This is a genomic window from Streptomyces sp. P9-A4 (assembly GCF_036634195.1).
Lineage (GTDB): Bacteria > Actinomycetota > Actinomycetes > Streptomycetales > Streptomycetaceae > Streptomyces.
Genome location: NZ_JAZIFY010000001.1, coordinates 2216964 through 2229952 on the forward strand (window position 1 = coordinate 2216964; position 12989 = coordinate 2229952).

Genomic DNA, 12989 nt, shown 5'->3' on the forward strand with positions numbered 1-12989 from the left:
AGGTTTCTTTCTTCTGGGGGTCGTCATCCTGTACTCCGTGCGTTCCGTCCTCACCCGCCGGCGCCACCTCACGGCCGCCGTCGCCACCGCCCTCGCCGTCACCCTCGGCGCGGGCGTCCTCGCCGCCGCCCCCGCCTCCGCCGCCACCGACGCCGTGACGGCGCGGGCGGGGACCACGGCCGCGAAGCCGGTGGCCCTCAAGGCCACGGACCGGCTCGACGCCGTCGGCGCGACCGGCTTCGTCGCCGGCGGACGCTGGTACGCGTACGCGGACGGCAGTTCCCTGCCGCTGTCCGCGCCGAGCTACGACAGCGCGGGGGGCGATGTCGTCGCGACCGGTGACGAGTCCAGGCTGACGGCGTCCCGCGTCGTGAAGCTGCACGACATGGCCACCGGCGCCGCGCCCGTCACCGTCGACCTGGGCGCGCTGAACGCGCGCTACGTGAAGGCCGTCGGCCCCGAGTCCGTGCTGGTGCAGGTGCCGCTGGAGGACGGCTCCGTCGAGCTGCGGCTGGTCACCGTCGGCGCGGACGGGGCCACCCAGCGGAAGATCGCGGGCGTCCCCGCGGGGAAGACGTGGTTCACCGCCTCGGCGCTCCTCAACGGCTCGGTCGCCGTCCAGTACTTCTCGGGTGAGGGCGCGGCCCGCGAGGTCCACTACGCCGTGGTCGACGTGGCCGCCGCCGAGGCCGTCTCCACCCTGGTCACCTCGCCCGCCCACAACGGCGACGTCGGCCTCTCCGCCACCCATGTGCTGGCGGCCACCACGAAGGGCACCGAGGGCTACCGCGGCTTCGTCGCGCTCGACCGTGCCACCGGCGAGGAGACCCCGGTCGACCTCGGCCTCGACTCGGACCTCGTCACCGGCCTGACCGGCTCCTGGGCGACGTACGCCGCCCGGACCGGCCTGACCGACGAGGGCATGCTGGACGAGACGCGCAAGGCCCTCGTGCCGCTCCGGGCCCGGTCGCTGGCGAACGGCGAGACCGTCCGGCTCCTCGACCACGTCACCAAGGTCCTCACCGCGCCCGACGGTTCGCTGATCGCCGAGGGCGGCACCGCCAAGGACGACGAGGGGCTCTACCGGATCGCCGTGGACGCGGACGGCAGGCCCGCCGCCCGGCTCGTCGCCTCGAAGGGCGTGCCGACCGAGGTCGTCCACCGCGGTACGGACATCCCGTACTCCTCCCTCCGCCTCGACAGGAACCCCACCCTCAAGTGGCGTTTCTCTCGGGTCAACATCGACGTGCACCTCACGCTGCGGAACCGGGGGACCGGCGCCGGCTTCTCGTACACGATGCCCCTCTTCACCGAGTCCGCCGGCTCGCCGTACTACTACGGCGACAACACCGTCGGCATCACCTGGGCGCGCGTCGCCGAGCTGTCCCAGCTGGGCAAGGACGCCCGTTCCGGCGTGTACGACTGGACCATCCGCGCCGTCCCGCAGAACGGCGTCGGCCCGGATCTGGAGGCGTCCGGCAGCTTCCAGGCCGGCCACGCCGCCGACCTGCACGACATCAAGCAGAACGGGGGACCGTCGCTGGTCGTCCGGGACGCCGCCGGACAGATGAAGCGGATCGACACCCGCTACGACGCCGCCGCGAAGACCCTCAAGGCCACCGGGGCCGCCGTCGCCGGCGGCGGCGGGTGGGGCGTCTACGACCGGATCGAGGCCGCCGGGGACGTCGACCACATCGACGGCGGCGATGTCGTGGCACGCGACCGCGACGGCTTCCTGTGGCTGCACCAGGGCGCCGGCAACAGGTGGAGCCCGACGTTCACGCCCCGCCGGCTCATCGGCGACGGCTGGAACGCCTACGCCCGCTTCACCGGCGGCAGCGACCTGACCGGTGACGGCCTCGCCGATCTGGTGGCAGTCGACGCGAAGGGCGACCTGTACCTGTACGAGTCCACCGCCTCCACGGCCGCGTTGTACAAGGCCCGCAAGAAGACCGGTCACGGCTGGGGGGTCTACGACCGGATCACCGCCGTCGGCAACGTCGCCGGAGCGGGCGCCGGTGACCTCGTCGCCCGCGACAAGGACGGCGTGCTCTGGCTCCACCTCGGCAAGGGCGACGGCACCTTCGCCCCCCGCACGAGGATCGGCGGCGGCTGGAACGCCTACGGCGACACCGTCGGCATCGGCGACGCCGACGGCGACCGCATCACCGACCTCCTCGCCTACGGGGCGAACGGCGCCGCCTTCTTCTACAAGGGCACCGGCGACTGGAAGGCACCCTTCGCGTCCCGTGTCGCGAGCCCGGCCCTCAGCGGCGCCGGCGTCTACAACATCGTCTTCTGATCCCCAGATCCTCAGGGAGCCCCCACTGTGAACCCCGTACGCTCCGCGCGTCCGAAGCGGCGGCGCGCCAAGGCCGCCGCCGCCGTCGCCCTCGCCACCGCCCTCGGCGCGGGCACCCTGGCCTCCTCGGCGAGCGCCGCGCCGTACCCGTCCTCCCCCCCGAAGAACATGCACGGCCTGAAGCACCCGTTCGTCTCCCCGGACCTGCTCGCCCGGGACGCCTCCGGGAAGGTGTGGCGGATCGGCAGCGTCCGGGACGCGAGCGGCAAGAACTTCACCGCCGCGGAGGCCCCGGTCCCGGAGGGCGGCGGCTGGAACGCCTATGACCGGATCGAGATGGTCGGCGACATCACCCCGGACGGCTACCCGGACGCCGTCGCCCGCGACCGCGACGGCGTCCTGTGGAAGTACACCGCCAAGTCCGCCTCGTACGCGGGCTCCTTCTGGACCCGCACGAGGATCGGCGGCGGCTGGAACACGTACACGATGTTCACCGGCGGCAGCGACGTGCGCTACGACCTCCACCCCGACCTCGTCGCGGTCGACAAGCGGGGCGACCTGTACCTCTACGAGGGGTCCGACGGCACGGGCGAGCGCACGTACCTGCCCCGGCGCAAGATCGGCCACGGCTGGGGGGTCTACGACCGGATCACCGCCGTCGGCGACATCGGCGGTGGAATCGAGGGCGATCTGGTCGCGCGCGACAAGGCGGGCGTCCTCTGGCTGTACCTCGGCAAGCCGGGCGGCACCTTCGCCCCCCGCACGAGGATCGGCGGCGGCTGGAACGCCTACGGCGACATCATCGGCATCGGCGACGCCGACGGCGACTGGCGCAACGACCTCTACGCCTACGGTCCGGACGGCACCGGGTACCTCTACCGGGGCAACGGCGAGTGGAAGGCGCCCTTCGAGAACCGTGTCGCCAACACGACCCTGAAGGACTCCGGGATCAAGGCCGGTCTGGTCTTCTGACCCCGGCCACGCCCGATCCGCCCGACGGCGACCGGTTCGCCCCGGTCGCCGTCATCCCGGCGTCTCGGTCGTACAACCTTTCGGCATCCTCAGGGGTCTCGCGGGTGTGACGGAACCTCCGTCACACTCGCATCTCCTTCACCGGGCCTGCCCTGCCCTGTCCTGCCCTGCCCACGAGGATCACGTCATGTCCCCCTCCGTCCGGCACCTCAACGGCTCGGACAGCGTCGTCTCCGAGGACCGCGAGACCGCGACGATCCGCGACGATCCGCGACATGACGACGGGCACGGTCGTCCGGACCGTCCCCAACTCGGCGCTGTACCAGCAGTCCGTCCTGGGAGCCGTCGGCTCCACCCTCCTGTCCCTCTCCACGGACGGGACGACGGGCTTCCAGAAGCTGCGCGTGTACCGGCCCGACGCGACCACCCTCGCGACCGGCCTGCCCGCCGACGCGAAGAGGGTCGCGGTCGGGACGGTCCAGGGCGGCACCGTCGCCGTCAGCTACGAGGTCGACCGCGTGCCGTACAAGGCCGTGCTCGACCTCGCGACGAGCACGCTCAGCGGCGCCGAGCGCTCCCCCTTCCCGCTCAACGCCTGGGCGGGCGACCAGTCGGAGACCACCCGCGCCTGGCAGACGAGCAACGACGCGCCCCTCGTCATCCAGGACCTGAAGAGCGGCGCCCGGTCCTCCGTCGACCTCGGGAACACCTACCGCCCGGTGGTCCGCGCCCTCGGCGACTGGGTGCTCTTCGCCGACGCGCGGAACTTCTACGAGCCGTCCCCGGTCCAGGCGCTCCGCGCGCGGACCGTGTCCGGCGAAGAGGTCCGCCTCCTCGACACCGTCACGAAGGCCGTCGACGAGCCCGACGGCTCGCTCCTCGTCCAGGGCGGCACCCTGGCCGACGGCCAGGGCCTCTACCGGATCCGCGTCGGCGCCGACGGCAGGCCGGCGGCGACCAGGATCGCCTCCAGCGGCAAGCCGGTGAAGCTCACCATCGGGCCGTCGAAGATCCCGGCGGTGCTCGACCTCGACAAGAACCGCACCCGGGTGAACCTCGACTGGCCGCTGTCCCGGCTCAACGCCGAGGTCACCGTCACCCTCCGCCACCAGCGCACCGGCAAGGCGCGCACCACGGTCCTCCACCCGTCGAGCAACGACTACGTCGCCGAGAACCTGCTCCGCTTCGCCTGGGACGGCACCCTCGACGGCGGCGAGCGCGCCTTCAACGGCGCCTACGACTGGACGCTGACCGCCACCCCGCAGGACGGGCTCGGTCCGGCGGCCACGGCCTCCGGCTCGTTCACCGTCGCCCGCAAGGCGAACGCGAGCGACCTGACGGACAACGGGTCCCCCGACCTGATCGCCCGGAACGACGGCAACCTCGACCGCCTGGACCTCACCCACTCCTCGGATCTGCCGGGCTTCGGCACCGTCCGTACCGGGATCGGCTACGCCTGGGGCATCTACGACCGCGTCGAGACCACCCGGAACATCGCCGGATCGGCGCTGCCCGACCTCGTCGCCCGCGACAAGAAGGGCGGCCTCTGGCTCTACCAGGGCAACAGCTCGGGCGGGTACGGCGGCCGGAGCTGGATCGGCGGCGGCTGGCAGGTCTACGACCAGATCGCGGCCGGTTCCGACCTGAACCGTGACGGGCGCCCCGACCTCGTCGCCACCGACAGGACGGGCGCCCTCTGGCTCTACAAGGGCACCGGCGTCACCAAGGCCCCCTTCGCTCCCCGCACGAAGATCGGGCACGGCTGGAACACCTACGACCGGATCGCCGCGACCGGGAACATCGGCGGCGACCCGTCCGGCGACCTCGTCGCCCGCGACCGGTCCGGCGTCCTCTGGCTGTACCTGGGCAGGGGCGACGGCACCTTCGCGGCCCGCACGAAGATCGGCGGCGGCTGGAACGCCTACGCCGACTTCACCTCGGTGGCGGACGCGAACGGCAACGGCGTCGACGACCTCGTCGGCATCAACAGCCTCGGCGACGCCAAGCTCTACCTCGGCACGGGCAACTGGCGTGCGCCGTACACCCGCCCGCAGGAGCTCAGCGGCGGGGACTACGACGACAGGCTGCTGGGCTGACCGTCCCGGGTGTCCCGGCCGCACGGCTCAGCGAGCCTGCGGCCGGATGTGCGGCGTGTCACACACGGGATCCGCGGGATCGCCATGGGACCATCGACGTGGTTCCGCCTCAACGCTCCGGCCAATACCGCAGCTCAGAAGGTACGGACGGGCCGAGGCAGGCCGGTAACACCCGTTTCGCCACACCGATGCGAGGCGATCGCCACCCGCGGAACCACCCCTTCGGGGACGTTCTCACAGGTCAGAACGTTTTTCTTCGGTGGGGCGGGTGGGACTCGAACCCACGGCCGACGGATTATGAGTCCGCTGCTCTAACCGGCTGAGCTACCGCCCCGTACGGTGAGGCGCGTACATGTGTGCGCGCCGTCTGCCGCAGCATAGCCGCTCATACGATCTCCTGCTCCGGAAGATCGGCTCTGCTGACCATGAAGACCTCGCCGCGTCGCGCATGGTTCCCGGAGACGCGAAAAAGGACCCCTCAGGGTCCTCTTTCGTTCCGCTCCCCCGGCTGGACTCGAACCAGCAACCCTCCGGTTAACAGCCGAATGCTCTGCCAATTGAGCTACAGGGGATCGCGCTCCCCCGACTGGACTCGAACCAGTAACCTGCCGGTTAACAGCCGGCTGCTCTGCCAATTGAGCTACAGGGGATTGCTGCGTTGCACCGAACGGACCCGGTCCGGTCGTACCGGGAGGGCGCTCGCTCGCTGCGAGACATACATTAGCGCAAGCAGGGGGGTGCTCCGCCAATCGGTATCGCCGTCGGCACCGCCCGGGCACCCGCGATGCATCAGGGAAGCTCTCCAGGGAAGGTGGTGGCCATGCGATACAAGCTGACGTTCGTCGTAGGACTCGCCCTCGGTTACGTGGTCGGCACGCGCGCCGGACGCGAGCGTTACGAGCAGATGAAGCAGTCCGCCAAGGACTTCACGCAGAACCCGGCCGTGCGGAACGCCGCCGAGTCGGCCGCCCAGACCGGGCGGCAGGCCGCGGGCAGGGCCGCGCACGTCGTGGGCGACAAGGTCGGCGACCGGCTGCCGTCCTCCGTGACCGACCGGTTCCAGGCCCTGTGCGGCCACGGACGGTCGAACGGGAGGGTCGAGGACGACGACTGGGGCACCAGCAACACCTGAACCGTCCCGCGTGCGGCAGAATCAGGTGTCATGGGGATAGTCGCCGGACTCGACAGCTCTGCGGAGTTCACACGCATCGTCGTCTGTGACACGGACACGGGTGCCGTACTGCGGCAGGGGTACGCCCCCCATCCGGGCGAACCCAAGGCCGTCGACGTCGACCCGCAGACCTGGCTGCTCTCACTCGGGGAGGCCGCCACCGGCGGACTCCTCGAGGGCGTGCAGGCCATCGGCGTGTCCGCGCAGCAGCACGGACTCGTACCGCTCGACGCACAGGGTGGCCTGGTGCGGCCCGCGCTCGTCCGCAACGACAAGCGGGCCCAGGTCGCCGCCGCCGACCTCGTCGACGCGTTGGGCGGCCGACAGGCCTGGGCCGAGGCCGTGGGCTCCGTGCCCGGCGCCGGACAGCCGGTCGCCAAGCTCCGCTGGCTCGCCCGCACCGAACCCGAGCACGCCCGGCGGGTCTCGATGGTGCTCCAGCCGCACGACTGGCTGGTCTGGCAGCTGCTCGGCCGGCCCGCGCGGCGCACCACCGACCGCGGCGCCGCCTCCGGCACCGGCTACTGGTCGGCCCGCACCGGCACCTACCGCCCCGACCTCGTCGAGCTGGCGCTCGGGCACCAGGCCGTCCTGCCCGAGGTCCTCGGGCCCGCCGAGGCGGCCGGCACCACCCCCGAGGGGCTGCTGATCTCCGCCGGCACGGGCGAGACGATGGCCGCCGCGCTCGGCCTCGGTCTCGGCCCCGGCGACGCGGTGGTCTCCCTCGGCGCCTCCGGTTCCGTGATGGCCGTCCACCACGAGGCCCTCTCCGACCCCAGCGGCATGATCACCTCCTTCGCCGACGCCACCGGCATGCACCTGCCCGTCGTCCACACCTCCAACGCGGTACGGGTGCTGCGCGGCACCGCCGAGATGCTGGACGTCGAATCGCTCGACGAGCTGTCGGCGCTCGCCCTGAAGTCGACCCCGGGCTCCTCCGGGCTCGTCCTGCTGCCCTACCTGGAGGGCGAGCGGACCCCGAACCTGCCGCACACCGCCGGCACCCTCAGCGGACTGCGGCGGGCGTCGATGAAGCCCGAGCACCTGGCGCGGGCGGCGTTCGAGGGGATGCTCTGCGCGCTCACCGACGCGATGGACGTACTGCGCGGGCGGGGCGTCGAGGTGCGGCGGGTCTTCCTGCTCGGCGCCGCGGCCGCGCTCCCCGCGGTGCAGGCGCTCGCGCCCGCGCTGTTCGGCGCCCAGGTCGTCGTCCCCCAGCCGGCCGACTACGCGGCGCTCGGTGCCGCCCGGCAGGCCGCCTGGGCCCTCGGGGTGGCGAAGGGCACGCTGTCGCCGTCCGCTCCCCCGGCCTGGCAGGGCGCCGCCGCGCAGATCCTGGAGCCCGGCGAGGAACTGGCGACGGGGCAGGCCGTACGGCAGCAGTACGTGGCGACGCGGGACCAGCTCCACCCCGGCGCCTTCGCTTCGTAAAGTCTTGCCCAGGGCTCGGCCCGCGCCCCAAAACCGAGTCGTAACGCACCGGGGGCGCGGGCGATAGTAGAAGCCGTGCTCATAAGACTTCTCCGAACCCACCTCGGGCCCTACCGAAAACCGATCGCACTGCTCGTCCTGCTGCAGTTCCTGCAGACCTGCGCGAGCCTCTACCTGCCGACCCTGAACGCGGACATCATCGACAACGGTGTCGTCGACGGGGACACCGGCTACATCCTGCGGTTCGGCGCCCTGATGGTCGGCGTGTCCGTCGTCCAGGTCGTCTGCAACATCGGGGCCGTGTACTACGGCGCCCGGACCGCCGCCGCCCTGGGCCGGGACGTGCGCGGCGCGGTCTTCGACCGGGTGCAGTCCTTCTCGGCGCGGGAGCTGGGGCACTTCGGCGCGCCCTCGCTGATCACCCGTACGACCAATGACGTGCAGCAGATCCAGATGCTCGTCCTGATGGCGTTCACCCTGATGGTCTCCGCGCCCATCATGTGTGTCGGCGGCATCGTGATGGCCCTCGGCCAGGACGTGCCGCTCTCGGGCGTGCTGCTCGCCGTGGTGCCTGTCCTCGCCGTCTCCGTCTCGCTGATCGTGCGGCGGATGCGACCGCTCTTCCGGACCATGCAGACGCGTCTCGACACGGTGAACCGGGTGCTGCGCGAGCAGATCACCGGCAACCGCGTCATCCGCGCCTTCGTGAAGGACGGGTACGAGGAGGAGCGGTTCCGCGGCGCCAACGCGGACCTGACCGATGTGTCGATGGCGACCGGCCGGCTGATGGCACTGATGTTCCCGACGGTGATGACCGTCGTGAACGTCTCCAGCGTCGCCGTCGTCTGGTTCGGCGCGCACCGCATCGACAGCGGCGGGATGCAGATCGGCGCGCTGACGGCGTTCCTCGCCTATCTGATGCAGATCGTGATGGCGGTCATGATGGCCACCTTCATGTTCATGATGGTGCCGCGGGCCGAGGTCTGTGCCGAGCGCATCGAGGAGGTCCTCTCGACCGAGTCGAGCGTGGTGCCTCCGGCGGACCCGGTGAGGACGCTGGACCGGCGCGGTCATCTGGAGGTCAGGAGCGCGGACTTCCGCTACCCGGGCGCGGAGGAATCCGTCCTCAGGAACGTCGGGCTCGTGGCCCGGCCCGGGGAGACCACCGCGATCATCGGCTCCACCGGCAGCGGCAAGTCCACCCTCCTCGGACTCGTCCCCCGCCTCTTCGACGCCACCGGCGGCGAAGTCCTCGTCGACGGCGTCGACGTCCGGAAGCTCGACCCCGAGCTCATGGCCAGGACGGTGGGTCTCGTCCCCCAGAAGCCGTACCTCTTCTCCGGGACCGTCGCCACCAACCTCCGCTACGGCAAGCCCGACGCCACCGACGAAGAACTCTGGCGCGCCCTGGAGACCGCCCAGGCCGCCGACTTCGTACGGAAGCTGGAGAACGGCCTCGACGCCCCGATCGCCCAGGGCGGCACCAATGTCTCCGGCGGCCAGCGCCAGCGCATCGCCATCGCGCGGACCCTGGTGCAGCGGCCCGAGATCTATCTGTTCGACGACTCGTTCTCCGCGCTCGACTACGAGACGGACGCCCTGCTCAGGGCCGCGCTCGCCGAGGAGACGGCCGAGTCGACCGTCGTCATCGTCGCCCAGCGGGTCTCCACCATCCGCGACGCCGACCGGATCGTCGTCCTCGACGCGGGTCGGGTCGTCGGCACCGGACGGCACCACGAGCTGATGGCGGACAACGAGACGTACCGGGAGATCGTGCTCTCCCAGCTCACCGAGGCGGAGGCAGCCTGATGGCCGGTCCTGGCGGACGCATGATGGCCGGTGGCGGCCCCGACCAGCGGTCGATGGACTTCAAGGGCTCGGGCAAGCGGCTGATCAAGCAGCTGGCGCCCGAGCGCGGCGCGCTCTGGGTGATGCTCATCGCCGGTGTGCTCTCGGTGGCGGCCTCCGTGGTCGGCCCGAAGATCCTCGGCAAGGCGACCGACCTCGTCTTCGCGGGCGTCCTCGGGCGCCAGATCGAGGGCGGTACGAAGGCGGAGGCGATCGAGCGGCTGCGCGCCTCGGGCGACTCCGGCATGGCGGACATGCTGTCCGGGGTCGACTTCACGCCGGGGCAGGGGATCGACTTCTCCGCCGTCGGCGATGTGCTGCTCGTGGTCCTCGGCGTGTACGTGGCGGCGGGCCTGCTCATGCTGGTCTCCACCCGCATGTCGATCAAGGTGATCAACAGGACGGTCTACCGGATGCGGGAGGACGTCCAGACGAAGCTGGCGCGGCTCCCCCTGTCGTACTTCGACAAGGCGAAGCGCGGTGAGGTGCTGTCGCGGGCGACCAACGACATAGACAACATCTCGCAGACGCTCCAGCAGTCGATGGGGCAGCTGATCAACTCGCTGCTCACCATCGTCGGCGTGCTGGCGATGATGTTCTGGATCTCGCCGCTGCTCGCCCTGGTGGCGCTGGTGACGGTGCCGGTGTCGGTGTTCGTCGCGGCGAAGATCGGCAAGCGCTCGCAGCCGCACTTCGTGCAGCAGTGGAAGTCCACGGGCACGCTCAACGCGCACGTGGAGGAGATGTACAGCGGGCACACCCTGGTGAAGGTCTTCGGCCGGCAGGCGGAGTCCGCGAAGGACTTCCGCGAGCAGAACGACGCCCTGTACGAGGCCGGTTTCAAGGCGCAGTTCAACTCCGGCGTCATGCAGCCGGTGATGTTCTTCGTCTCGAACATCAACTACGTCCTGGTGGCCGTCGTCGGCGGTCTGCGGGTGGCGAGCGGCACGCTCTCCATCGGTGACGTGCAGGCCTTCATCCAGTACTCGCGCCAGTTCTCGATGCCGCTGACGCAGGTCGCGTCGATGGCGAACCTGGTGCAGTCGGGCGTCGCCTCGGCCGAGCGGATCTTCGAGCTGCTCGACGCCGAGGAGCAGGAGCCGGACTCCCCGACGAGCGCGCACCCGGCGGACCTCAAGGGCAAGGTCGCCCTGGAGGGCGTCTCCTTCCGCTACGAGGCCGACAAGCCGCTCATCGAGGACCTGTCGCTCACCGTGGAGCCGGGCCAGACGGTCGCGATCGTCGGCCCGACCGGCGCGGGCAAGACGACCCTGGTGAACCTGCTCATGCGGTTCTACGAGGTGACGGGCGGCCGGATCACCCTCGACGGGGTGGACATCGCCGCGATGACCCGGGGGCAGCTGCGCTCCGGGATCGGCATGGTCCTCCAGGACACCTGGCTGTTCGGCGGCACCATCGCCGACAACATCGCGTACGGCGCGACGCGCGAGGTGACCCGGGAGGAGATCGAGGAGGCGGCGCGGGCCGCGCACGCCGACCGGTTCGTCCGCACCCTGCCCGAGGGCTACGACACGGTGATCGACGACGACGGGGCGGGGGTCAGCGCGGGTGAGAAGCAGCTGATCACCATCGCGCGGGCGTTCCTCTCCGACCCGGTGATCCTGGTCCTGGACGAGGCCACCAGCTCGGTCGACACCCGTACCGAGGTGCTGATCCAGAAGGCGATGGCCCGACTCGCCGACGGGCGTACGTCGTTCGTGATCGCGCACCGGCTCTCCACGATCCGGGACGCGGACGTGATCCTGGTGATGGAGAACGGTTCGATCGTCGAACAGGGCACGCACGAGGAGCTGTTGTCGTCCGGCGGGACCTACGCCCGGCTGTACGCGGCGCAGTTCGCGCAGGCGGTCGCCGAGGTCGACTGACCGGGCATGCGACCCGTGCCGCACGATGTGCGGCACGGGTCGCGTATCCAAGCATTCCTGGGTGCCGCCGGGTCCCGCTGCGGGAGTGTGACGACAGGTCCTAGGGCCTGTCGTCACACTCCCGTCGTCGCCCGAAGGGCGGCCCCGCGGCGTCTGGTGCGTGCTCTCGGCGTGCCGGGCGGAAGCCCTCGTACTGGACCGTACTTGGGCTTTCGCCCGGTGCGGCGAGAGCGCGTGCCAGGCGTCGTGGGGCAGGCGGGAGTGTGACGACAGGCCCTAGTCCAGATAGCCGCGCAGTTGGTCCGCGTAGGCGTGGTCGCGGAGTTTGTTGAGGGTCTTGGACTCGATCTGGCGGATGCGTTCGCGGGTCACGCCGAAGATGCGGCCTATCTCCTCCAGGGTGCGGGGCCTGCCGTCGTCGAGGCCGTAGCGCAGCTGGACGACCTTGCGCTCGCGTTCGCCGAGGGTGGAGAGCACGTCCTCCAGGTGGCGGCGGAGCAGCAGGAAGGCGGCGGACTCGACGGGTGAGGCGGCGTCGCCGTCCTCGATGAGGTCGCCGAGGGCGACGTCGTCCTCCTCGCCGACGGGGGCGTGCAGGGAGACCGGTTCCTGGGCGAGGCGGAGGACTTCGCCGACCCGCTCGGGGGCCAGGTCGAGCTGGGCGGCGACCTCTTCGGCGGTGGGTTCGTAGCCGCGTTCCTGGAGCATCCGGCGCTGGACGCGGATGACCCGGTTGATGAGTTCGACGACGTGCACGGGGACGCGGATGGTCCGGGCCTGGTCGGCGAGGGCCCGGGACATCGCCTGGCGGATCCACCAGGTCGCGTACGTGGAGAACTTGTAGCCGCGCGCGTAGTCGAACTTCTCGACGGCTCTGATGAGGCCGAGGTTTCCCTCCTGGACGAGGTCGAGCATGGTGAGGCCGCGGCCCACGTACCGTTTGGCGACGGAGACGACGAGGCGGAGGTTGGCCTCGATGAGCCTGCGCTTGGCGATCCGGCCGAGGACGACGATCCGGTCGAGGTCGCCGGCCAGCTGCGAGTCCAGGTCGGGGGTGCTGGTGAGCTTCTCCTCCGCGAAGAGTCCGGCCTCGACCCGGCGGGCGAGGTCGACCTCCTCCTCGGCGGTGAGCAGGGGGATGCGGCCGATCTCGCGGAGGTACTGGCGGAAGAGGTCGGAGGAGGGCCCGTTGCCTCCGGGTTCGGGCCGGCGTCGCTGCGGCGGCACCGCCGCCCCCTCCGTCTCCCCGCCGGGTTCGGCCGGTTCCTGCGGCACGGTCTGGG

At 71.2% G+C, this 12989-nt stretch carries 8 protein-coding genes and 3 tRNA genes; 7 read left to right on the plus strand and 4 right to left on the minus strand.

Annotated elements, in window-relative coordinates:
* Window positions 1-37: 37 nt before the first annotated feature.
* The 3 genes from V4Y03_RS09995 to V4Y03_RS10005 all read left to right on the plus strand — a co-directional run bounded on the left by V4Y03_RS09995 (window position 38) and on the right by V4Y03_RS10005 (window position 5370).
* The gene (locus tag V4Y03_RS09995) at window positions 38-2302 is read left to right on the plus strand and encodes an FG-GAP repeat domain-containing protein (protein WP_332434686.1); all 2265 of its coding nucleotides are present in this window, start codon (window positions 38-40) and stop codon (window positions 2300-2302) included.
* Window positions 2303-2329: 27 nt separating this feature from the next.
* A complete protein-coding gene (locus V4Y03_RS10000) occupies window positions 2330-3274 on the plus strand; it encodes a hypothetical protein (RefSeq protein ID WP_332434687.1) in 945 nt (314 codons plus the stop codon).
* A 275-nt stretch (window positions 3275-3549) separates the two neighbouring features.
* Window positions 3550-5370 (plus strand): FG-GAP repeat domain-containing protein, encoded by a 1821-nt coding sequence (locus V4Y03_RS10005; RefSeq protein ID WP_332434688.1) that lies wholly within the window; start codon window positions 3550-3552, stop codon window positions 5368-5370.
* A 260-nt stretch (window positions 5371-5630) separates the two neighbouring features.
* On the opposite strand, the gene V4Y03_RS10010 is transcribed toward V4Y03_RS10005, so the two are convergent.
* From V4Y03_RS10010 to V4Y03_RS10020, 3 genes are all read right to left on the minus strand, one after another.
* Window positions 5631-5704 (minus strand) — tRNA-Ile (locus tag V4Y03_RS10010).
* Between the two features lie 165 nt (window positions 5705-5869).
* A tRNA-Asn gene (locus V4Y03_RS10015) sits at window positions 5870-5942 on the minus strand.
* 5 nt (window positions 5943-5947) lie between these two features.
* A tRNA-Asn gene (locus tag V4Y03_RS10020) sits at window positions 5948-6020 on the minus strand.
* 170 nt (window positions 6021-6190) lie between these two features.
* Between V4Y03_RS10020 and V4Y03_RS10025 the strand changes: the two genes are divergently transcribed.
* The 4 genes from V4Y03_RS10025 (at window position 6191) to V4Y03_RS10040 (ending at window position 11706) form a co-directional block, all read left to right on the plus strand.
* Complete coding sequence (locus V4Y03_RS10025) at window positions 6191-6502, plus strand: YtxH domain-containing protein (RefSeq protein ID WP_317876882.1); 312 nt, start codon at window positions 6191-6193, stop codon at window positions 6500-6502.
* A gap of 30 nt (window positions 6503-6532) precedes the next feature.
* Window positions 6533-7972, plus strand: a complete 1440-nt coding sequence (locus V4Y03_RS10030) for an FGGY family carbohydrate kinase (RefSeq protein ID WP_332434689.1) — start codon at window positions 6533-6535, stop codon at window positions 7970-7972.
* A gap of 75 nt (window positions 7973-8047) precedes the next feature.
* A complete protein-coding gene (locus tag V4Y03_RS10035; protein ID WP_317876772.1) occupies window positions 8048-9781 on the plus strand; it encodes an ABC transporter ATP-binding protein in 1734 nt (577 codons plus the stop codon).
* On the plus strand, window positions 9781-11706 hold the full coding sequence (locus V4Y03_RS10040; RefSeq protein ID WP_332434690.1) for an ABC transporter ATP-binding protein: 1926 nt from the start codon (window positions 9781-9783) through the stop codon (window positions 11704-11706). The genes V4Y03_RS10035 and V4Y03_RS10040 overlap by 1 nt, the downstream gene beginning before the upstream one ends.
* 276 nt (window positions 11707-11982) lie before the next feature.
* Here V4Y03_RS10040 and V4Y03_RS10045 read toward each other — a convergent pair whose 3' ends face one another.
* Window positions 11983-12933 (minus strand): RNA polymerase sigma factor, encoded by a 951-nt coding sequence (locus V4Y03_RS10045; protein ID WP_443079867.1) that lies wholly within the window; start codon window positions 12931-12933, stop codon window positions 11983-11985.
* Window positions 12934-12989: the final 56 nt, after the last annotated feature.

What these genes read in the sequence shown, in the direction of transcription:
- V4Y03_RS10005 (WP_332434688.1), top strand. Translation starts at nt 3,550, where the DNA reads ATGACGACGGGCACGGTCGTCCGGACCGTCCCCAACTCGGCGCTGTAC.
- V4Y03_RS10025 (WP_317876882.1), top strand. Translation starts at nt 6,191, where the DNA reads ATGCGATACAAGCTGACGTTCGTCGTAGGACTCGCCCTCGGTTACGTG.
- V4Y03_RS10030 (WP_332434689.1), top strand. Translation starts at nt 6,533, where the DNA reads ATGGGGATAGTCGCCGGACTCGACAGCTCTGCGGAGTTCACACGCATC.
- V4Y03_RS10040 (WP_332434690.1), top strand. Translation starts at nt 9,781, where the DNA reads ATGGCCGGTCCTGGCGGACGCATGATGGCCGGTGGCGGCCCCGACCAG.